Origin of the sequence: Streptomyces sp. V4I23 (assembly GCF_030817975.1) — a bacterium.
Taxonomy (GTDB): domain Bacteria; phylum Actinomycetota; class Actinomycetes; order Streptomycetales; family Streptomycetaceae; genus Streptomyces.
Genome location: NZ_JAUSZW010000004.1, coordinates 5,031,085 through 5,052,064 on the forward strand (window position 1 = coordinate 5,031,085; position 20,980 = coordinate 5,052,064).

Here is a 20,980-nt window from a genome sequence, read left to right on the forward strand (position 1 = left end):
GTCGTCGGCCCACAGAATCGCGGGTTACGTTCCCTGCCCCGTGGAGACGCCGGTTCTCAGCTCCCGAGTGCAGCTGCGATCGCCCGCCCGACGGCTGCCGCGAGAGGCGGAGGCATGGCATGCCCGATCTGGCGGTAGCTGGAGGTCTTGCGGCCGGAGATGTGCCAATCGGCGGGGATCGACTGGATCATCGCGGCCTGGTCGACGGTCAGTTTGGGCACACCGTCCGCGGGAAAGTCCGCGCCGGGCGGCTCGTCGCCGAGGCTGTTGCCGTCCACTCCGAGCGACGCCCACGCCTTCTTGCTCCCCGTGGGGCCGAGGTCCGCGCCACCTCTCCTGTCCGAGCCCCCGACGAGCGCGGGCGCGATGCGATCGGCGTTCTTGATCCAGCGCTCCGCGCCGGTCCAGCCGCGCTCGGACATGGAGGTGCCGAGCACCTGACCGACGGTGGGAGGCGGTGTCCCGTCGGGCTCGGGCCAGGAGAACCGGGAGAAGGCGCTCTCCTGCATGGCGACCAGGAAGCCGCTGCTGCGGTTCTGCGGCACCCCGAAATCCGCTGCATTCAGAACACGCCAGGCCGAGCGGTAGCCCGCCTTCCCGAGTTCGTCCTCGACCCAGGACCGGTCGTCGTCGAAATGCGGGCTCTCGACAAGGTCCGGAACGTTCTCGAGCAGCAGGGCCCGCGGTCTGATGGCGAGTGCCAGGGCGATCGCAGCCCTGAGGACGCCACGCTCCTCGCTGTCCTCGTCCCGACCGACGGTTGCCGAGGACTTCACACGGGGAAGGCCGCCACTCAGGAGGTCGACGCCCAGGATGTCGGGGCGCTGACCCGGATCGAAGTGCACGAGATCCATGCACACCACATTCCAGTCCGGCCTGTTGCGGTCGATCGTGAAGCAGGCGTCGGCCTTGCTGTCGATGAGCAGTACGGGGTCGAATCCTGCCTGCTCGAGCCCGAGGGCCTGTGCTCCTGCCCCGGCACATATCTCCACGGACCTGAATCGCCCGGGGCGGAGCGACTCGGCCGGAGCCGTCGTCGTCGCTTCCACCAAATGCGTCGCTTCCACCGACGGCGGTACGACACTCTCGACGGCTGGGCTCCCCGTCTTCCCGTCGTGCCCTGCAAGTGAGTCGACGCCAATGGCAGCCTGCTGCGACGGGCCGCGCTGCGCATCGACGGACTCCTGGGCGACCGCGCGGAGTTCTTCGTCCAGGGACGCCTCCTCGACTCCGTCGAAAAGCACGAACGGGGCGAGACGGAGCAGGCGCTTCAGGAAGTCTTGAAGGGTCTCGCGCTTGTTGAGCCCCTTCAGGTCGAGATCGTTCCAGACACGGAGAATCGACCTCACCAGATGAGGGCTGCCCCCGAGCGCAGCACGCCGCGCATAGATCTGGTCGAAGGCGCCCTCCCCGAGAATGCTGAGCGCGTCGTACGGGGCCGACGGGTCGGAGGAGCGCACGAGCTGTGCCCGCCACCACAGCCTGCCGAAGACGTGTCGGGTGAGGTCGGTGCCGAGGACCCGGTCCTTCGGCGGCTGGGGATAGCGCCAGAAGGCCACGTCCGGGAGCAGGACGAGCGCGAGGAAGGCCCATACGTCACGAGAGGCGGCCTCGGCCGGCACCATTCCCATCTCGCCGTGCAGCAGTGCGGCGAGCTCGAGGTCGAAGTCGGCATTGCGCGCGCGGTCGGAGTCATGAGGGAAGCCTGCGCGCTTCGCCAGCGCCAGGACGCCTTCCCGCAGTTCACGGAGTTGCTCGGCGGACACCCGATCTCCACCGGTGGCCACGTACACCGCGGACTCGTGGGCCGTGTCGAATCGGCCCGTGAGCTCGGTGACCGGCAGATCCCTGTACTCGGCGAAGAGCGGTGCCGCCTGCGCGGCGAGCAGCCGGGGATAGAGGAAGCTCATCACGAAACCTCGAAGATCTTGACAGCCGCCTGCAGATCCGAGGCGAAAAGAGCGGGGGACCGTTCTCGGCGCAGTCGGACATCCGTGATCGACTGCTCCGGGAAGAGTTGGTCGAACAGACTCATGAGCGTGGCGCCCAGCGAGCCGTCGGGAAAGTCGGCGCCGTCGGCGAAGTCGTCGGAGGCAAGGGCGTGTTCAAGCATGATGCGTGCGGCATCCGCGTACACGGCGGAGAGCACGATGTGGTCCACCACCCGTGGCTTGCCCGCGTTCTGGAACGCAGTGGCGGTGACCGTGTTCCGCTCGTTGACCAGCAACAGAAGTGCGCCCATGGTGGCGCTCTCCAGGCCTCCGCTGATCTGCAGGTGCCAGGCCGCGTTGTCGGGAAACGACGTCCTGCTGAAGTCGATCACGGCCATGGGGAACTGAGGCGCGTCGCCCTGGAGCCGAAGGGACTCGCGATCGCTCCACAACACCGAGCCGGCGCGCCGAGGAGACGAGGGGCGGGCATCGGTCCGGCGCTCGGCCAGGACCAGCGCCGTGTCAAGGAGGAGGAGCCCGCCCAGATCGGCTCCCGGCAGGCTCACATCCAAGATCACGGCGGCCATGCCGTCGCCGGTCAGGCGCAAATGCTGTGCCGGTCCGCTGAGGTTTGACCCGGTGGCCGTCCACACAGCGGAGAGCATCAGTGCCGCGCTCGGGGGAAGTCCCGACTGCGATCGTGCGCGATCCAGGTCGACCCGGACGGTTCTGCGCAGATGCACGTCCATGCGATAGTCCCAGTCCGGCAGGGCGTCCGGCAGGGGAAGTTCCCCGTCCTCGGTCACCAGAGACCAGGCTTCAACCTCGACCACGTCCTCGGACGGGACGCGGTAGGGGAGAACACGACGGGTCACGAGGCCTTCACCGCCTCGACCTTGATGCCGATCTCGGTCATGGTGTCCGGTGCCGGACGCACCAGCGCACGCCAGACGGACTCGCCGCCCTCGACCACGCACGCATCGGAGTCGTACAGACGGCCGTGGTCGTCCTCCCAGCCGATGAGGACGGGCATGTCCGCCCCGATCGGTGGATCCGTCTCCCGCCCCCCGCTGCCGGGAAGGGTGACGGCGAGGTCGATGCGGATCCGCTGTGGCCCGGGCACCGGCAGTCGGAACTCCTGGACGAGGACGTCCGAGTCCTGGCGTTCCTCGTAGTACGGGTCTCCGACGTACTGCACCCGTGGGCGACGGCGGGGTGTGTGCCCCGGTGTACCCGCGGCCGCGAGCCCGTCTGTGGCGAAGTCGTCCCCACCGGCCACAGGAGACCGCGTGCCCGAAGTCGTGCCACGAGCGTCAACGCCCGAGGAAGTACGGGACGCGTCCTCGTCGACGGCATCGTGCTTCCGCGTGCGTGCAGCAGTGCTGCCCGGCTTGGAGTACGCCGTGGCTCCGCCGATTCCCCAGGCTCCGCCCACGAGTCCGGAGAAGAGCGAGCTGGCCGCCCCCAGCGCAACGGAGCTGGACCCGGCGCGGGCGACGCCACCGAGGGAGAGCAGGGCGTCCAGGGACTCGTCGATGCGTCGGAATGTCGTCTGCACGAAGGTGCTCTCCGGCCGCTCGAGCGACTGGGGGTGCCAGGCGTCGTGCGTGGGCGGCTCGGCCTTCGCGTAGATCTCGTCCATCGATGTGTCCGCTCGGAACACGCCGGCGTAGCCCTGGTTCGCGCTCGGGGGCTTCGGTCCCGCGTAGTAGGTGACGACGAGTTCGGCAGGTCGCATCAGACAGACGTGATGGACGACACTCTCGATGTCGAGCATGCGCGATGCACGAGTCGGTTCCAGAGGCGGCATGATCCGTTTCACCAGCCCGATGCGGCCCAGATGGCGCATGGGCCTCATGCAGTGAAGGTCTTTCCCGTTCTGGCCGGTCATCGCCTCGTGCGCGGCGACGAACAGGTTGAGCGGGCGGGTCTCGCGCGGATCCGGCACGGGGTGTCGGACACCGTCGCAGGTGACCGTGAAGCGCATGGCCGGCGGTCTGCCGTCAGTGGAGATCATCTTCGGCCAGAGATGCCAGGTGATCGTCTCCGCCAGGTAGTCGGCAGCGTCGGACGGCTCGAGTTCGTCCAGGTGGGGATCCACGACGACGACGGTCGTCCCGGTCTCGTCCGGGCCGAAGGGCGCGAGCCCAAGTCGGCGCGCCACGGACTCCGCCTCCTTCCCCACGAGGGGCTCGACGACGTCTCCCCAGGTGTCGCCCCACCAGTGGCGACCGGTGTAGCGACGGTCGCCGTCCTGCTCGGCGGACGTGTAACTTTTCCACAGGGCGCAACCGATGAGGCGCGTCTCGAACTCCCCGTCTGCCGTCCGGCATCGGGAGTGCACGAGGATGGTTCCCGACTGGGACATCAGGTAGAAGATGCCCTTGCCGAAGCCGTAGGTTCCGCCTCCCAGCGGGGTGTCCCGCGGTTCACCGATGTTGCGGATGAACGAGACGAAGTCGCGCTCCGGTCCCACTGCCTTGTCGGCGCGGGTGGGCCCTCCCAGTCCTCGGGTGCCACGGTCGGAGACGGCGAGGAGCCGGACGGAGCCGCGCCGCAGCGTGCTGTGCAGGGGGAAGTTCTCCGCCCGCGTGGGCGCCCCGTCGAGAAGGAGCTCCCGCCATGCACCCGTGTGCGCGGGGCCCACCGTCCACATGTCTATGCGGTAGTCGACGGGAGCGGAGGCGTCCTTGAGACGGGCGTCCCAACTGTTCTGCGCGGACTCGCGCACCAGCATGGTGAGCAGGTCGAGTTCCGGGCGTCCGAGCTGATTGCGGATGCCCTCGGCGGCGCTTGCGCCCTCCGGAGGATAGGGCTGGGAGAACCAGCGGGGTGCCGTCACGCGGACTCCTGGATCAGGGATTCGACGAACTCTGCCGCCTGCCCGGGGGTGATCGGCGCGGGCGCCTCGCCGGACAGGTCGATGGTGTACTCGACGTCCATGGCCGATACCGGCACCCCTGCTGCCGTCAGGGCCCGACCTGTCAACCCGGGGAAGTCCGGGCCGACTCGGTACCACCTCTCCTCGCCGATGACGAACCGCACATCGTGGTAATGGTCGGCGTCGGAGAGGCGATATCCGGCTTTCGCGAGCAATTCGAGGAGCGCACCCTCGTCGTCGCAGAGGCGAAGGGCCAGCTCGACCTGTTCGAGAAATGACGTGCCCGCCCTCGAGTCGGAGCGGTTCAGGCGGAACCAGGCGAGGCAGAGCGTCCCACCCTCCGGCGCCTCGAGTTGATCAAGCCCGTGGATGCGAGGCCGGCGCCCTTCGCCGGCCGTGCTCGACTTCACCTCGACTGCCGTCACTCCGGCACCGAAGTCGTGACGGTGCCCCTCCGGGCCGTGCCACAGGCGGTGCGCGCTCGAATCCTTCTCCAGAAGCCGGTTGAGCAGGAGCAGTTCACCGAAAAGGCCGGCGAGTTGATCCGGCCCGAGTGGTGCTCCCTGCGCCCGGAAGAGCGCCTTCCACCGGTCGAGAACACGGTAGAGAGCCTTGATCGGGTTCTCGGGTAGATCTTCAGCGGCTTGCAGCACGTCCACGCAGAGCTTCGTGAACAGATCGCTCACGTCGTCACGGAGACAGACCAAATCGGCGTAGTTCTGGTACGTCTCCTCGTCCTCCAGCGCCCGTTTGCGCAACTGGAGCACCGGCCCGTCCAGGCCGGGACGTACCTTGCGGTTCGCAGGTATCGGGAGCAACACATGGCGGTGTCCGTCATGGTCGACAGCCACGGCCAACGAGCCGTGGACCGTGACGACCGGCAACGAGGACACCCGGAAGCGACGTTCACTCGTCGTGTGCTCGGCCTCCAGTGCGGTCCAGCGTTCCTCGATGCACTCGCGGAGCGATCGGTCGTTCATGCGTCCTCGCTGACGAGAAGGCTGAAGTCCTCTTCCTCGAGTCGAACGTTGGACAGGTCGGCGGAGATGTAGCCCTTCACCGTGGAGTCCGCGTCAGGGGGCTCGGGGAACACCAGACCGACACCGATCACGTGTTCCTCGGCGTGCAGCGGAGCACGCAGGTTCCCCGCCTTGTTCGAAGCGCTCGGTTCCGACACCTTGTCGATCGGATACAGCACCAGAAGGCCCGTGTCCGGAAGCTGGAGGCGACGAGCGGCCTTGATCTCCTTCTCGGTGAGCTTCGACGTGTCTCCGCTCAAGTCCACCGCTGCATCACGACGGCTCATCAGAGTCTTGATGTCCGCGAAGTTCGCGGACGGGTTCGTGAGTGAGAGACGGGCGCGGATGTTGCGTCCGACGGTCACACCGGTGGCGAAGGTGAAGGTGTCCCTGTTGTTGGGGTTGCCGACGATCGCGACGTTCCATCGGCGCAGGGAGCCGGCGCTGGAGATCCGTTTCCGGATGTAGTCGATGATCAGGTCCGCGTCGTTCTCCGGGGACTTCTCGTGGAACCTGTACCGCGACAGAAAGTCGGTCACGACGTCGTGCGGTACCCCGCGGAATACGAACCGGCCTTCGGCGGAGCGGTCCGACACCTGGACCGCGGTCGCGACGGAGTCCGCGACCAGAGCACGCGCGGCGTCGATATTGCCACGCAGCCACTCTGCATCGGTGCGGAAGTAGTGGGTCTGGACCCTCATGCCGCCGTACGACGAGGCCGCTGTGACGGCATCACGCATCTTGGCGGCGGCGGTCACCCGCAGCGCCGGGTGTGTACGCAGGCGAACGGCGAACGTGAGGGGGGTCTCGTCCTCGGTCATGTAGATGTCGATGTCGCGACGCATCTCGGTCTCTACGGTGGCCAGGTGTCGGAACCACTCGGCCAGTTCGTCCGTCATCCAGATCCGCGGCAGGTCGGCGTAACCGTTCCTGAAGCCGAACCAACGGCCCATTTGCAGGAGCGTGTCGTAGGCCGACACGGCACGGACGAAGTAGCTGACCGACAGGCCTTCGAGTGTCAGTCCTCGCGAAAGGGTGTTGCCGCCCACTGCGATCGCCACGACGGGGCCGTTCTCGTAGTCGAGTCGGTCCTCACTGCTGGAGTTGTCCATGATGACGCGGCAGCTGTCGAGGACGCCCGGCAGCTCGGGCATGAGCTGCTCGAACGGAACCTTTGTCTCGCCGAAGTCCTCGGCCGGCACGCGGGTGGTCTCGTGGTCCCACAGACGACGCAGGCGGGCGAGGGAGTCTGCGTCCTGCAGTGACCGCGCGAGTCGGTCGCGCAGATGCTTCAGCGGCCTCTCGAAACTGTTGTGCACAGCGGTGTTGACACTGGTGTGGATCAACATGGTGTTGTGCGGATTGCCGGCACCGCGTACCCGTCGGGCAGCAGTGACCAGCCAGAAGTATTCGACTGCCTTGCGGAGGGTCTCGGTGATGACAGGCTCGAAGCCTTCGACGTCGGCCCTTGTGTCGGGTCGTACGCAGGGTATGTCGTCCTCGGGGATCGATCGGACCATGTCGTAGCCGTCGTCGACCTGCTCCGGGTCCTCACCGTCGAGTGCGTAGCGCCCGAAGAGCACCTCGGTCCCGAAGTGCCCGACGGGCTTTGGGAGGTTGACGACGAAGTCCTTGGGATACAGATCCTCGGCGCTCGGGTCGATGAGGAGATTCGCGAACGGTGAGGCTGTGTATCCGACGTAGGCACTCCGGGGCAGGCTGCCCATGATGTCGAGGATCAGGGGATTGATCGAGTTCGTGGCCACAGTTGCCTGATCGGCCTCGTCGTCGATGATGAGGGCGGGGCAGTCCTTGAGGTAGTCGGACGCCTTGTCCAGCCATCGGGCCAGCTTCCGCAGCACGGTGGCGTTCTTCTTCACCACGCACAGGACGCGGGTCCTGTTGCTCTTGCCGAAGTAGGACGCGGGGTTCTCCTGCGGCGTGAAATCCTTGTCGAGCCCGGTCAGTTGGGACCACATCGACGGGTTGGGTTCCACGAGTTGCTGGACCAGCCGGGCCTGCGTCTGGCGCCGGAGCCCGTTGTGGATGCCTGCCAGGACGATGAACAACTTGTATCCGCGGTCTGCCGCCTTGGCCATGACCGAGGTGAAGTTGGTCGTCTTTCCGGACTGGACGTATCCGACGACTAGGCCCCGGGTGGAGAACGACTTCTCCTTCGGGTGGTTGAGCAGCGAGACGACCCGAGTGGAGGAGTCGTCCAGGCTCTTGATCGCCGGATCCTCCGGCCAGCCGTCCTTTCGCAGCAGGTCGACGATCGCGGGCCAGCATTTGTCCTTGAGGTGTGGACCCGTGTACCAGGTGTCACGGTTGCCGAGAACGACTGCGTGCGGCTCCTCGAGCTCCTTGATCCGGACGGTCTGTTCCTCGTGGCGACCACGGATCCGCTCGACGAACTCGGGGTTGGTGCCGAGCTGTTCGAGTCGCTTGACGGCCTCGGCCGGCGGGAAGGCATCCAGGAGAGCCTGGAACGTCTCGTACACATCGTCGAATTCTTCGGTCATGGAGTCGACCGTCTCCCACCCTCGCTAGCCGAGACCGTCCCGTAGAGCTGTGCGTCCCCGTGGGGGTACGCACGCATCCGCGGGCCGACCCACCCCTCAAATGCACTGCCTACACACTATCTACACACTTGGGTGATGCCTGTACCAGTACGGAATCGAGGCGACGGGCTGTTGTTCCGCAGCGAACGGCGACGCGTCACCCCTGATCTGCCCGTACGGGTCCGGCGGCCCGGTATTGAGCCTGCCCACGGCCTTTCAAGCCGAACCGGTCGGGAGCGACCTCCGGCGCGCGACGATATCTGTGATTCGGAGTGCCACGGCCTCGGCCGACTCGTGTTCCCAGAACCTCAGGACCGTCCAGCCCTCGGACTCGAGGCGCTCCGTCGTCTCCCGGTCGCGGGTCATGTTCTTGTCCAGCTTGCTCCGCCACCATTCGGCGTTGACCTTGGGCTGTGTCGCGTGCTCTGGGCATCCGTGCCAGAAGCAGCCGTCCAGGAACACGGCGACCTTGGTTCGGCTGAACGCGATGTCGATCTTCCGGCGCGCCATGCCCGGGACCGGGTAGTGCACGCGGTACCGAAAACCCTGCGCGTGGAGAATCCTGCGCACTGCGACCTCGCACCCGGTGTCCTGGGACGCCTGCCGACTCATACGCGCCGAGACGGCGGCGGAGGAAGGAACGGGTCCTGGGGCCGGATTGCTCATGAGGCGTTCTCCACCCCGTGACACTCCCTGTACGCCCGCCCCGACCCGCACCAGCACCCCGCCCCCCGCGCCGGCGGCCACGCCACCGCACGCCCCCGGGCCGCCAGCGTCGTGGCGTACTGGGGGAGCAGGGAGGCGTTCGACGGGGAGGACGCCTCCGAGGCCGCGAAGGCCTCGTAGGAGGGGACTGTGGCCGTCACGATGCCCAGGTTCTCCGTGCCCGTGGCGGCGAGGTCGCGCAGAGAGGACTCGATCGTCGCGAGGTGCGTCTCGTGCGAGGGGTACTCCGCGGTGAGGTCGGGATACGCCTCCGCCAGTTCGGCCAGTTCGTCCGCCGGCCAGTGCAGGACCGCCACCGGGAACGGGCGCGACAGGGCCGAGCGGAACGAGCCCAGCTCCGAGCGCAGGCGGGCGATCTCGGCCTTCAGTTCCGCCGGGTTGTCCGAGCCCAGCGCCCACAGGCGGTTCGGGTCGTGGAGTTCGTCGAGCGTCACGTCCGGGGTGTGGGCCGTGTGGACCCGGTCGGCGAGGGCGTCGTGGTCGTCGTGGGGCAGGCCCAGCAGGCGGCGTACGCGGTGGCGGCCCGCGAGGAGCGAGCGCGTCGCGTACGGGACGTCGTCGTCCTCGGGCAGCAGCAGGGTCAGCGCCTCGGTGAAGCACTCGTGGGACGCCTCGAGCTCGTCGTGCGACTCCAGCGTCTCGGCGATGATCTCCCACGGCGCGGCCTGCTCCGGGGCCGCGATGCGGATGCCGGCGATCAGGGCGCGGGCCTCCGCCTCGTGGCCGTACTCCCACAGGTTGGCCGCCTGGAGGGCCTTGATCAGCTGCGGGTGCTCGGGCTCCGCGGCCAGGAGGCGGTCGTAGAGGCCGGACGCGCGGTCGCGGTCGCCGGCCAGTTCCAGATGGGCCGCTGCCTGGAGCAGCAGCTGTTCGTCGTCCTCGGGATACCGCGCTGCGGTGCGCAGCAGGCGCTCGGCTTCGGCGGTGTGGTCGGCAGGCGTGTCGGGGCGCATGCACCACACCGTACTGCGGTCGGGTGTACGTGCGGTGTGCCGTATCGCGGCAAGCGGTACGGAGTCGCCCTCGGTACTGGTGAGTTGACGCCCCCGGCCCTACTCTGCGCCCGTGCGGCAGAGGCGCGGGGCAGGACGGCGGCGGGCGCGGGCGGCGCTCGCCCGCGGGCTGTGGGCCGCCGCCGAGGTGACCGTCACCCTCGGGGTCGTCGTCCTCCTCCTCGTGGTTCACCAGCTCTGGTGGACCAACCAGCAGGCCAGGCAGGGTGCGGAGCGCCAGGTCCGGGCACTGGAGCGGGACTGGGGGCGGGAGGCCGCGGCTCCGGGCGGGGCGCCCGCGCCGGCGCGACGAAACCCGCAGGAATCGCCTGAACCGCGCAAAACGCCCCGCTGGGACCAGGCTTACGCCGTGCTGCGCATTCCCCGCCTCGGCGTCGTCGCCCCCGTCGCGCAGGGCATCGGCAAACGAGGCGTCCTCGACAAGGGGTACATCGGGCACTATCCCGGGACGGCGCAGCCCGGTCAGGCCGGGAACTTCGCCGTCGCCGGGCATCGCAACACCCACGGCGAGCCCTTCCGGTACATCGACCGGCTGCGCTCCGGCGACACCGTCCGGATCGAGACCCGTGAGGGGGTCTTCAACTACGCCGTGGACCAGCGGCTCCCGCAGACGACGCCCCGCGACACCGGCGTCGTCGCGCCGGTGCCGCGCAGCCTCGTGCGGCCGTCCGCCGGGTACGGCGAGCCCGGTTACTACCTCACCATGACGACGTGCACCCCTGAGTTCAGCTCCCGGTACCGGCTGGTGGTCTGGGCGAAGCTGACCTCCATGCGGCCCCGCTGACGGGGTCGGGGCGGGGCGGGTCCCGGCGTCGGTACGCCGGGCCCCGGGCGTCGGCCGGTACGCCTCCCGGTACGCCGGGCTCGCGTCGGCCGTACGCCTTCGGTACGCCCCCGACGTCAGCCGATGGCCAGCTCCGCGCACGCGGCCGCGAACTTCGGGGTGCAGATCTCCTCGGCCGTGTAGATGCCGTCCCTGATGACCGTCTCCTCGATGTTGGCCTGGGTCAGGGCGATGACCGGGACCAGGACGGAGGGGATGTCCTTGGTGGTCGGGCTGTCCACGTGCGTCTGGGCGACGGTGTGGAGCGACTCGCCCTTGGCGAGCGCCACGGCCATCTCGGCCGCGGCGGCGGCCTCCGGCGCGTACGGCTTGTAGACGCTCATGTGCTGCTCGCCGGAGATGATGCGCTGTACGGCGGCGAGCTCGGCGTCCTGGCCGGTGACCGGCGGGAGCGCGGTGACGCCCGCGGCCTTGAGGGCGGCGATGGCGCCGCCCGCCATGCCGTCGTTCGCGGAGTAGACGCCGTCGATGGCGTCGGCGCCGAGTTCGTCGATGGCGGCCTTCATGTTGGCCTCGGCGTTCTCGGGGCTCCACTCCTCGGTGTCGTACTCCTTGCCGACCGTGACCTTGCCGTCGAGTTCGGCGTGGGCGCCCTTCTTGAACAGCGCGGCGTTCGGGTCCGTGAGGGCACCGTTCACCATGACGATCCGGCTGTTCCCGGCCTTGTCGCCGAGGGCCTTCAGGAGGGCCTTGCCCTGGACGTGGCCGACCTCTTCGTTGTCGAACGAGGTGTAGGCGTCGATCGGTCCCTCGGCCAGGCGGTCGAAGGCGACCACCGGGATGCCGGCCTCCTCGGCCTTCTCGACGCTGCCGGCTATGGCCTTGGCGTCGACGGCGTCCAGGATCAGCACGTCGACCTCGTCCTCGATCATGTTCTCGACCTGGAGGGCCTGGAGCGAGGCGTCCTGGTTGGCGTTGGCGTAGACGACCTTGCCCTCGCCGATCGTCAGCCGGTCGACCTTGTCCTCGATGACCGGCCGGTCGAACTTCTCGTAGCGCGCTGCCTCCCGGTCCGGGAGGAGCAGGCCCACGACGATGTCGTTGCTGATCACACCGCTGTGCTCCTCGCTGCCGCAGCCGGACAGCGAGAAGGCGAGGACAGAGGCTGAAGCGGCCGCCACGGCACTACGCACACTTCTGTTCATTTGTGGAAACCAACCTCCAGAACAGGCCGCCAGTTTTCGGCCGAGGTGGCGCAAAGCCAACTCTCTGCCACTGCTGGGCGTCAAGAGCCGCACACGTAACGTGATGGCAACGGTGTTGCGTGTTGAACAAGTGGCGAAGGTGTGGTGAAAGCGCTGTCCGTCGGCTTTCGGGGCGGGCGGGAACCGAGCCGCGCCGCCGCTCGTGTAGAAGTACGGAAGAGTCGGACGTCAGGTACAGGAGAAGGGGGAACGCATGCCCGGTCGCACGACAAGCGTGTTCCGTCCCGCCGTGCTCCTGCTCTTCCTCCTCGTCGAGGTGCTCGTCGAGGCCGTTCTCGTCGACGGCGACGGCCTCACCGCAGCCCTCGCGCTCGCCGCGACCGCCACCGCCGCGGCCGGTTCCGCGCTCGTCGTCTGCGCTGTCATCAGCGCGCGCTGCGTGCCCGCCGTGCCGCGCACCCGGGTGCGCACGGCGATCCGCGACCGCGAACAGCGCACCGCCTTCCTCCCGCAGCGCGATCCCGACGCCCGGGGCCGCACGCGCCCCCGCGCCCCCGGCCGCCTCCTTCCGGCGGCCGTGTAGCGACAGATCCCTGCGAGGTCCCTCCACGGGCCGTCATGCCGCCATGCCCCGCATGACCCGTTCCCCGGCACGACACGACCCCTGGAGGGGGCCCACCCATGTCCGTATTCGCCGATCTCGTCGAGCGCCTCGCCGACCTGCTCCACCCGCTGTTCGCCGCCTCGGCCACCGCCGCCGCCATCGTCGTCTTCACCGCGCTCGTACGGCTCGCCGTCCATCCCCTGTCCCGCTCCGCCGCCCGGGGTCAGAAGGCCCGCGCCCGGCTCGCGCCCGAGCTCGCCGCGTTGCGCGAGAAGCACGGGGGCGACCGGGAACGGCTGCAGAAGGCCACGATGGAGCTCTACGCGCGGCAGAAGGTGTCGCCGCTCGAAGGCTGCCTGCCGTCCCTGCTCCAGCTGCCGGCGTTCTTCCTCATGTACCACCTGTTCTCCAGCGCGCGGATCGGCGGCGAGCCGAACGGGCTGCTCGACCACACCCTCTTCGACGCCGCGCTCGGCGGGCGCTGGGCGGACGCGCTGTCCGACGGCGGCGTGCTCGGCGGCGCCGGGCTCGTGTACCTGGCCCTCTTCGGGATCGTCGCCGCCGTGGCGACGTTCACCTACCTGCGCACCAAGCGGCAGATGGCGGCCGCGCCCACGGCGGCGGGGGAGCAGATGCCGGGCATGGGCGCGATGCTCAAGGTCATGCCGCTGATGCCGTTCGCCACGCTGATCACCATCGCTGTCGTGCCGCTCGCGGCCGCGCTGTACGTCGTCACGAGCACGACGTGGTCGGCGGTGGAGCGGGTGTTCCTCTACCGGGACATGCCTGCGGCGGGGGCGCTTGCTACCGCCCCGTAAAGGTCCAGGTTGTGAACAGGGTCTTGCAGGGTGGTCGGATGTCTTGGAGGATCAGCCAACCCTCCGATCCTCCGACGGCCGCACCTGTCGGGCCGGGTCCGCACTCGACGCACTCGACCAGGGGAGACAAACCATGAAGCTGCTGCGTGTCGGTACGGCGGGCGCCGAGCGCCCCGCCCTGCTCGACGGGGACGGGCTGACCCTGCGCGACCTGTCCGGTCTCGTCGCGGACATCGACGGCCCGCTGCTCGCGGACGCCGCCGCCCTCGACCGGATCCGCGCCGCGGCCGAAGCCGGTGACCTGCCCGTACTCGACGCCGCCGGGCTCCGGATCGGGCCGCCGCTGGCCCGTGTCGGCAAGGTCGTGTGCATCGGGCTGAACTACCACGACCACGCCGCCGAGACCGGCGCCCAGCCCCCGGCCGAGCCCGTCGTGTTCCTCAAGGCGGCGGACACCGTCGTCGGCCCGGACGACACCGTGCTCGTGCCGCGCGGCAGCCGCAAGACCGACTGGGAGGTCGAGCTCGCGGTGGTGATCGGACGTACGGCGCGCTACATCGCCGACGACGAGGACCCGCTGTCGTACGTCGCCGGGTACGCGGTCGCCCACGACGTCTCCGAGCGCGAGTTCCAGATCGAGCGCGGCGGCACCTGGGACAAGGGCAAGAACTGCGAGACGTTCAACCCGCTCGGGCCCTGGCTCGTGACCGCCGACGAGGTGGCCGACCCGCAGGCGCTGCGGCTCAGGCTCTGGGTGAACGGCGAGCTCAAGCAGGACGGCACCACCGCCGACCAGATCTTTCCGGTGGCCGATGTCGTCCGCTACCTGAGCCGGTTCATGACCCTGTACCCGGGCGACGTCATCAACACCGGTACGCCGGCGGGTGTCGCGCTCGGGCAGCCGGAGCCGAAGCCGTTCCTGCGCGCCGGCGACGTGGTGGAGCTGGAGATCGACGGGCTCGGGCGGCAGCGCCAGGAGCTCAAGGACGCGTAGCGGCCGACCGGGGCCGGCGGCATCGGTGAGTGCCGCCGGCGGCGGGTTTCCGCGCGGCTCGCCTCGCGCTGCCGGGACGGACGGCTGCCGGGACTGTCGCGGCGGGCGGTGCGGCGGGTCAGGAAGGCGGCCCGGCCGTACCGCTCGAACCGTTGGCGTGCGCGGCGAACCGCTCCAGCGCCTCGACCACCATCGCGTGGTCGTCGGCCTGCGGCAGGCCCGAGACCGTGACCGAGCCGACGACGCCGACCCCCTCGATCGTGATCGGGAAGGAGCCGCCGTGGGCCGCGTACACGTCCGGGTCCAGACGCGAGGACTCCTCGAACGTCGTGCCCTTGGCGCGGTGGCGTGCCCCGACGAGGTACGAGCTCTCGCCGTAGCGCTCGACGACGCGTCGCTTGCGGTCGATCCACGCGTCGTTGTCTGCGCTGGAGCCCGGCAGGGCGCAGTGGAACAGCTGCTGGGCGCCGCGCCGGATGTCGATGGCGACGGGCGCGTTGCGCAGGTGCGCCATCTCGACGAGCAGGCTGCCCAGCTTCCAGGCGTCGTCGTGCGTGAAGCGGTGCAGCGTCAGCCGGCGCTCCTGCTCGACGATCTCGTCGACGGTGAGGTGCTGGCGGTGGGTGCTCATGCGGTGATCTCCACGGTGACGCCGTCGCGGGCGGAGCGGCGGGCGGCTTCCAGGACGTCGAGGGTGGCGGCCGCCTCGAGCGCGGTCACCGGCGGGGCTGTCTTGTCGCGCACGGCGGCGGCGACGGCCGCGTAGTAGGCGGGGTAGTCGCCGGGCAGGGTCTCGACCGGGGCGCCACTGCCCGTGACCGGGGACTCCCCGGCGCCGATACGGCCCCACAGTGCCTCCGGCTCCACGCCCCAGGGCTCGCCGGCGGTCGGCAGCCTGCCGTCGCGCAGGTCGGCCTCCTGCGGGTCCAGCCCGTACTTCACGTACCCGGCCTTCGAGCCGAGAACCCGGAAACGGGGACCGAGCTGGGCGGTGGTCGCGCTCACGTACAGGTGCGAGCGGACGCCGCCCTCGTGCGTGATCGCGATGAAGGTGTCGTCGTCGGCCGCGGCGCCGGGGCGGCGCACATCGGACTCCGCGTACACCCGCGCCGCGGGGCCGAACAGGGTCAGCGCCTGGTCGACGACGTGGCTGCCCAGGTCGTACAGCAGGCCGCCGATCTCCGCCGGGTCGCCCGACTCGCGCCAGCCGCCCTTGGGCTGCGGGCGCCAGCGCTCGAAGCGGGACTCGAACCGCTGGACGTCGCCGAGCTCGCCGTCGGCGACGAGGCGGCGGAGGGTGAGGAAGTCGTTGTCCCAGCGGCGGTTCTGGAAGACGGAGAGCATCAGGCCGCGCTCGTCGGCGAGAGCCGCCAGAGCGCGCGCCTCGGCGGCGGTGCCGGCGACCGGCTTGTCCACGACGACGGCGAGACCGGCCTCCAGGGCGGCGGTCGCGATCGGGACGTGCGTCTTGTTCGGCGAGGCGACGACGACGAGGTCCAGCTCGTCCGCCCGCTCCCACAGCTCGTCGGGGGCCGCCGCGAAGCGCACGCCGTCGCCGAGGGCGGCGCGGGCCTGCGCCCGGCGCTCCTCGCTCGACGTGACCACCGTGTCGACGACGAGTCCGTCGGTGGTGGCGATCAGCGGGGCGTGGAAGACGGAGCCCGCCAGGCCGTAGCCCACGAGTCCGACGCGGAGGGGGGAGCCGGATCCAGTCATGGCTCCACTTAAGCAACGCTGTTGCCAAAGTGCAACCGCTGCGGAGAATGGGAGGGTGACGAGGGTGGAGGCGGGCATGAAACGAGGCGACGGCGCCGATCCGAGGGGCAGTGGGGCCGGAGTGAACCTTCCCGCTCTGCGCAGCCACAACGCGGCGCTGGTGCTCGACCTGCTGCGTACGGCCGGAGAGGCGGGCATCAGCCGTATCGAACTCGCCGAGGGCACCGGGCTGACCCCGCAGGCCGTCAGCAAGATCGTCGGGCGTCTGCGCGAGGAGGGCCTGGCCGCGGAGGCCGGCCGGCGCGCCTCCACGGGCGGCAAGCCGCGCACGGTGCTGCGCCTGCTGCCGGCGGCGGGCCACGCGGTGGGCCTGCACCTGGACCGCGACGAGCTGACGGCGGTCCTGCTGGACCTGGCGGGCGCGCGTGTCGCGGCGCGCACGGCCCCGCTCGACCTGGGCGCGGACGCGGACGCGGTGCTGGCGGGGGCGGCCGGGGAGGTACGGGAGCTGATCACCGGGGCGGGGCGCCGCGGCGGCGGGCCCCGGGTGCTCGGCGTCGGCGTGGCCATGCCCGGGCCGCTCGACCACGCCACGGGAGTGCCGCACCGCGTCACCGGCTTCCCCGAGTGGGACGGCTACCCGCTGCGCGACGAGCTCGCCGCGCGGCTGCGGCTGCCCGTGGTCCTCGACAAGGACACCAACGCCGCCGCGCTGGGCCTGGCGCTGCGCGGCCCCGGCGACTCCTTCGCCTACCTCCACCTCGGTACGGGACTCGGCGCCGGACTGGTGCTCGGCGGCGAGCTCTACCGGGGCGCGCGGACGGGGGCGGGGGAGTTCGGGCACCAGGTCGTCCAGCTCGACGGGCCGGAGTGCGGCTGCGGCAACCGCGGCTGCGTCGAGGCGCTGTGCCTGGCCGCCGTCGCCCGCGGCGACATCGCGGGCGCGGCGCGCGTGCTCGGCGTCGGCGCCGCCAACCTGGTCGAGCTGCTCGACATCGACCGGGTGGTGCTCGGGGGCCGGGTGGTGGACGCGGCGGAGGAGGAGTTCGTCCGCGGGGTGGGCGCGGTGCTCGCGGCGCGCAGCCGGGTGCCGGTGACGACGGCGGGCGGCGGGGGGCGCACGGTCGCGGAGGGGGCGGCGCAACTGGTGCTGGCTCCGGTGTTCGGCCGGGCGCGGGCGGCGTTCGCCGCGAACGAGGGTGAATGAGAAAGCGCTGACGGGAGGGGTGCGGGGCCGCTGTTCGGCGGTACGCGACCGTACACAGCGGGCCGCCGCGGGCAACGATGGCAGAGCCCGCGCCACGGCGCAGGTGTCCCCCGGCGGTACGCGAGCAAGCAAAGGCCTCTCATGCGACTGCGCAACGCCCTCGCCCTCACAGTCTCGGCAGCTGCGCTGACGGCCGTCTGCCCCGCGACGGCCCTCGCCGCGTCCGCCGCCCACCACGCGGCACAGACCGCTCCGGCGGCGGCCGCTCCCGTACGGGGCGTGCCCCGCGCCGAGGACGCCGCTCGCGTCGGCGGCGCGCCCGTGGGGGAGGACCGGTCCGGGGAGCTGCCCGCCGACCAGCAGCCCACCTGTGGCAACGAGGCCGACCCCGACTTCCCCATCCGGACCCGGATCCACGGCGGCCCGCGCACCGTCCACCCCGGGGGCGGATTCCAGAGCGTCGGGCTCGATCTCACCAACACCACCCCGGAGTTGTGCCACCGCATCCACCCCGTGGTCGTTCTCACCGGCCGCGGCCCCGGCCTCACCGCCGACAAGGTCCGCGTCCAGTTCCGCGACGAGGACGCCGGACGCTGGCGGCCCGTCACGCTGGAGCGCTCCAGCGAGGACGAGATCATCGGCGCCTTCGACGACGGCTTCCGCGGCTTCGTCGTACCGGCCGGGAAGACCGTCACCGTCAAGGTCCGCCTCGCGCTCGCCGCCGGCACCGCGCCCAACACCGTCATCGTGAACGCCGCCGTCGTCCAGCGCAGGGGCAGCGACGGCGACTGGGTCGGCGCGTCCGGCGACTACCGCTTCGACGTCACGGAGGCCCCCGAGGACTCGGTCCTCGCCCGCTCCCTCGACCAGCTCGCCACCACCGGCTCCCGGACAGCCGTCCGCGTCGCCGCCGCGGGCGCGGTCATCGCGCTCGGCACCGGGCTGTTGCTGCTGGTGTCCCGCCGCTTCCTGACCCGTCGGCGCTGACCGTTCACCCACGTCCGCAAACACCCGTACTACGCCGTCGAGGCCCGTATCTCGCAGGTGATGGACGCATTGGGCGAGGGCGGGCCGGTGCCCACCGAGCGTGATCTCGCCGTGCGCCAGGAGGTCTCGACGAGACGGCCCGTCAGGCGCTGCCGCCTCCGACGTGAGCTTCCGCTTCCACCGCACCGGTTCCGACAACTGGTACCGGTGCATCGACGGGGTCAAGATCCAGGCTTCCTGATTAGGCTGGGGGGCCGTCGCCACAGTGCTGTCGCGGCGCCCCCAGCACGCACGTTTGCACGGCAGGAGTCCGCCACATGGCAGAGCGCAAGCCGATCGAATCCTGGCTCACCGACATGGACGGTGTCCTCATCCACGAGGGCGTGCCGATCCCGGGCGCGGACGCCTTCATCAAGAGGCTGCGGGAGACCGGGAAGCCGTTCCTGGTGCTCACCAACAACTCCATCTACACGGCGCGCGACCTGCACGCCCGGCTCGCCCGTATGGGCCTCGACGTACCGGTCGAGAACATCTGGACCTCGGCGCTCGCCACCGCCCGGTTCCTCGACGACCAGCGCCCCGGCGGCACCGCGTACGTCATCGGCGAGGCGGGCCTGACCACGGCGCTGCACGACATCGGCTACGTGCTCACCGACCACGAGCCGGACTACGTCGTGCTCGGCGAGACGCGCACGTACAGCTTCGAGTCGCTGACCAAGGCGATCCGGCTGATCAACGCGGGCGCCCGGTTCATCTGCACCAACCCGGACAACACCGGACCCTCCACCGAGGGCCCGCTGCCGGCGACCGGCTCCGTGGCCGCGCTGATCACCAAGGCGACCGGCAAGGAGCCGTACTTCGCGGGCAAGCCCAACCCGCTGATGATGCGGACAGGGCTCAACGCGATCGGCGCGCACTCCGAGACAAGCGCCATGATCGGCGACCGTATGGACACCGACGTGCTCGCGGGCCTGGAGGCCGGCATGGAGACGTTCCTGGTCCTCACCGGGTCCACGACGCCCGCCCTGGTGGAGCAGTACCCCTTCCGGCCGTCGAAGGTCGTCGACTCGATCGCCGACCTCGTGGATCGTGTCTAGGCAGGTCAAACGCCCCTTCGGGTATCTGGCGACCACCTCTGCGGATGCGGGATCGGCCCGCGCGCGTGACTCTTGGCCTATCAGGAGGTTCACGATGCGTGCAGGTTCGATTGCTCTCCGTTCCGCCGGGGTGGCCGCCGCGCTGATCCTGGCCCCCGCACCGGCGGCCGTCGCGGACGACTCCGCCAAAGCGGTCCTCGCCCCTGCCACGACGGTGCCCGGAGCCCGGGTCGGCATCAGCGCCACCGGCTGCACGGGCTCGACCGCCACCGCGAGATCCGACGTCTTCGTGACGGACGTGGAGCTGACGGCCCGACGGGGGTCCCGTGGCCTGACCGGTGAGGCGAGCGTGCGGTCGGACGTCCGGCCCGGCGCCTACGACGTCCGCGTCCGCTGCGACGGCCGCGAGTACCCCTCCTCCGGCCGCCTGGAGGTCGTCGGCCGGCTGCCGGGGACCGCCGAGCCCGTGAAAGCGGTGCACGCGTCCCCCGTGGCGCCCGTCCGCGCGGGCGGCGGCGGGACGGTGGCGATCGCCGCGCCCGTCGCCGCCGTCGACCAGGAGGACGCCGGTCCCAGCGCCACCCAGACCGTGATCGGCCTCGTGCTCGCGGGCGCCGCCGCCGTCGCGGTCGCCGTCCGCAGCGTGCGCCGCCGCCGTACGGACTCCGACTGAGATGTCCGGCACACGGCCGCGCGCACGGCTCGCCATCCGAGGCTCGGGCACCGTCCGGGCGGTCGTCGGCGTGCTGTGGGCGTTCCTCGTGCTCGTCCTGTGGCTCTGGGGCGGCGGGGCCCCCGGCGGAGCGGCCGGCAGGTCGGCGCTCACCACGGGCGACATGGCGGCGGTCGGCCGTCCGCCCGGTGTCCCGATGCCCCCCGCGCACGCCCCGCTCGACGCCGCCGAACCGCGCCGCGTCGAGATGCCCGCTCTCGGCCTGTCCGCCCCCGTCGTCGTGCGCGGTCTCGACGAGCGGGGCGCCGTCGCACCGCCGCCCCTGGAGGCGCCGGACACCGTGGGCTGGTACGGCGGGGGCGCGCGGCCCGGCGAGCGGGGCGCGGCGCTGCTCGTCGGTCATGTGGACACCGAGACACGGCCCGCCGTCTTCTACGACCTGAGCACGGCCAGGCCCGGCGAACTGATCCGGGTGACGGGGGCGGACGGCAGGATCGCCGAGTTCACCGTGGACGACGTGCGGGTCTTCGGCAGCGAGCGGTTCGACGCGCGCGCGGTCTACGGGCCCCGCGAGCAGGGGCGGGCCGAGCTGCGCCTGATCACCTGCGGCGGCGCCTTCGACCGGGCGACCGGCAGCTACACGGCGAACGTCGTCGTCTCCGCGTACCTGACGGGCACGCGCTAGCGACGCGACAGGCCCCCGGCGTCACCGTTGGTTCTAGTGGTCGTTGCAACACCCCAGTTCAAGGGGTGCGATGGACTTC

20 protein-coding genes are annotated in these 20,980 nt (G+C 70.6%); 10 read left to right on the forward strand and 10 right to left on the reverse strand.

Annotated features, from left to right (window positions below):
* Positions 1-56: 56 nt before the first annotated feature.
* The 7 genes from QFZ82_RS25180 to QFZ82_RS25210 form a co-directional block, all read right to left on the reverse strand.
* Positions 57-1,910, reverse strand: coding sequence for a DNA cytosine methyltransferase (locus tag QFZ82_RS25180; protein WP_307715323.1), 1,854 nt, complete (start codon positions 1,908-1,910; stop codon positions 57-59).
* Positions 1,910-2,584, reverse strand: a complete 675-nt coding sequence (locus QFZ82_RS25185; protein WP_307715324.1) for a hypothetical protein — start codon at positions 2,582-2,584, stop codon at positions 1,910-1,912. Before QFZ82_RS25185 ends, QFZ82_RS25180 begins: the two co-directional genes overlap by 1 nt.
* A 218-nt stretch (positions 2,585-2,802) precedes the next feature.
* Entirely contained in the window at positions 2,803-4,773 is a 1,971-nt protein-coding gene (locus QFZ82_RS25190) for a hypothetical protein (protein ID WP_307715325.1), read from the reverse strand.
* Positions 4,770-5,792, reverse strand: a complete 1,023-nt coding sequence (locus QFZ82_RS25195; RefSeq protein WP_307715326.1) for a PD-(D/E)XK motif protein — start codon at positions 5,790-5,792, stop codon at positions 4,770-4,772. The genes QFZ82_RS25190 and QFZ82_RS25195 overlap by 4 nt, the downstream gene beginning before the upstream one ends.
* Positions 5,789-8,353: a Z1 domain-containing protein gene (locus QFZ82_RS25200; protein WP_307715327.1), complete on the reverse strand. Its 2,565-nt coding sequence runs from the start codon at positions 8,351-8,353 to the stop codon at positions 5,789-5,791. Before QFZ82_RS25200 ends, QFZ82_RS25195 begins: the two co-directional genes overlap by 4 nt.
* Before the next feature lie 255 nt (positions 8,354-8,608).
* On the reverse strand, positions 8,609-9,058 hold the full coding sequence (locus tag QFZ82_RS25205) for a very short patch repair endonuclease (RefSeq protein WP_307715328.1): 450 nt from the start codon (positions 9,056-9,058) through the stop codon (positions 8,609-8,611).
* A complete protein-coding gene (locus QFZ82_RS25210) occupies positions 9,055-10,071 on the reverse strand; it encodes an SEC-C domain-containing protein (RefSeq protein ID WP_307715329.1) in 1,017 nt (338 codons plus the stop codon). Before QFZ82_RS25210 ends, QFZ82_RS25205 begins: the two co-directional genes overlap by 4 nt.
* A 112-nt stretch (positions 10,072-10,183) precedes the next feature.
* Here QFZ82_RS25210 and QFZ82_RS25215 point away from each other — a divergent pair, with 112 nt between their 5' ends.
* A complete protein-coding gene (locus QFZ82_RS25215) occupies positions 10,184-10,915 on the forward strand; it encodes a class E sortase (protein ID WP_307715330.1) in 732 nt (243 codons plus the stop codon).
* Positions 10,916-11,031: 116 nt separating this feature from the next.
* Here QFZ82_RS25215 and QFZ82_RS25220 read toward each other — a convergent pair whose 3' ends face one another.
* Positions 11,032-12,120, reverse strand: a complete 1,089-nt coding sequence (locus tag QFZ82_RS25220; protein WP_307715331.1) for a sugar ABC transporter substrate-binding protein — start codon at positions 12,118-12,120, stop codon at positions 11,032-11,034.
* Here QFZ82_RS25220 and QFZ82_RS25225 point away from each other — a divergent pair.
* From QFZ82_RS25225 to QFZ82_RS25240, 4 genes are all read left to right on the forward strand, one after another.
* Complete coding sequence (locus QFZ82_RS25225) at positions 12,011-12,268, forward strand: hypothetical protein (RefSeq protein ID WP_307717993.1); 258 nt, start codon at positions 12,011-12,013, stop codon at positions 12,266-12,268. The two genes, QFZ82_RS25220 and QFZ82_RS25225, sit on opposite strands and share 110 nt — an antisense overlap.
* Positions 12,269-12,373: 105 nt before the next feature.
* A complete protein-coding gene (locus QFZ82_RS25230) occupies positions 12,374-12,703 on the forward strand; it encodes a DUF6412 domain-containing protein (protein ID WP_307715332.1) in 330 nt (109 codons plus the stop codon).
* A gap of 98 nt (positions 12,704-12,801) precedes the next feature.
* Complete coding sequence (locus QFZ82_RS25235) at positions 12,802-13,542, forward strand: YidC/Oxa1 family membrane protein insertase (protein ID WP_307715333.1); 741 nt, start codon at positions 12,802-12,804, stop codon at positions 13,540-13,542.
* Positions 13,543-13,675: 133 nt separating this feature from the next.
* Complete coding sequence (locus QFZ82_RS25240; RefSeq protein ID WP_307715334.1) at positions 13,676-14,536, forward strand: fumarylacetoacetate hydrolase family protein; 861 nt, start codon at positions 13,676-13,678, stop codon at positions 14,534-14,536.
* Between the two features lie 118 nt (positions 14,537-14,654).
* Here QFZ82_RS25240 and QFZ82_RS25245 read toward each other — a convergent pair whose 3' ends face one another.
* Together QFZ82_RS25245 and QFZ82_RS25250 are read right to left on the reverse strand one after the other, a co-directional pair.
* Complete coding sequence (locus QFZ82_RS25245; RefSeq protein ID WP_307715335.1) at positions 14,655-15,167, reverse strand: heme-degrading domain-containing protein; 513 nt, start codon at positions 15,165-15,167, stop codon at positions 14,655-14,657.
* A complete protein-coding gene (locus QFZ82_RS25250) occupies positions 15,164-16,252 on the reverse strand; it encodes a Gfo/Idh/MocA family oxidoreductase (protein WP_307715337.1) in 1,089 nt (362 codons plus the stop codon). Before QFZ82_RS25250 ends, QFZ82_RS25245 begins: the two co-directional genes overlap by 4 nt.
* A 76-nt stretch (positions 16,253-16,328) precedes the next feature.
* On the opposite strand from QFZ82_RS25250, the gene QFZ82_RS25255 reads away from it, so the two are divergent.
* The 5 genes from QFZ82_RS25255 to QFZ82_RS25275 all read left to right on the forward strand — a co-directional run bounded on the left by QFZ82_RS25255 (position 16,329) and on the right by QFZ82_RS25275 (position 20,901).
* A complete protein-coding gene (locus QFZ82_RS25255) occupies positions 16,329-17,459 on the forward strand; it encodes an ROK family transcriptional regulator (RefSeq protein ID WP_307715338.1) in 1,131 nt (376 codons plus the stop codon).
* A gap of 141 nt (positions 17,460-17,600) precedes the next feature.
* A complete protein-coding gene (locus QFZ82_RS25260; protein WP_307715339.1) occupies positions 17,601-18,446 on the forward strand; it encodes a hypothetical protein in 846 nt (281 codons plus the stop codon).
* Positions 18,447-18,763: 317 nt separating this feature from the next.
* Entirely contained in the window at positions 18,764-19,543 is a 780-nt protein-coding gene (locus QFZ82_RS25265) for an HAD-IIA family hydrolase (RefSeq protein ID WP_307715340.1), read from the forward strand.
* Between the two features lie 94 nt (positions 19,544-19,637).
* The gene (locus tag QFZ82_RS25270) at positions 19,638-20,216 is read left to right on the forward strand and encodes a hypothetical protein (protein WP_307715341.1); all 579 of its coding nucleotides are present in this window, start codon (positions 19,638-19,640) and stop codon (positions 20,214-20,216) included.
* A gap of 1 nt (position 20,217) precedes the next feature.
* On the forward strand, positions 20,218-20,901 hold the full coding sequence (locus tag QFZ82_RS25275) for a class F sortase (protein WP_307715342.1): 684 nt from the start codon (positions 20,218-20,220) through the stop codon (positions 20,899-20,901).
* Positions 20,902-20,980: the final 79 nt, after the last annotated feature.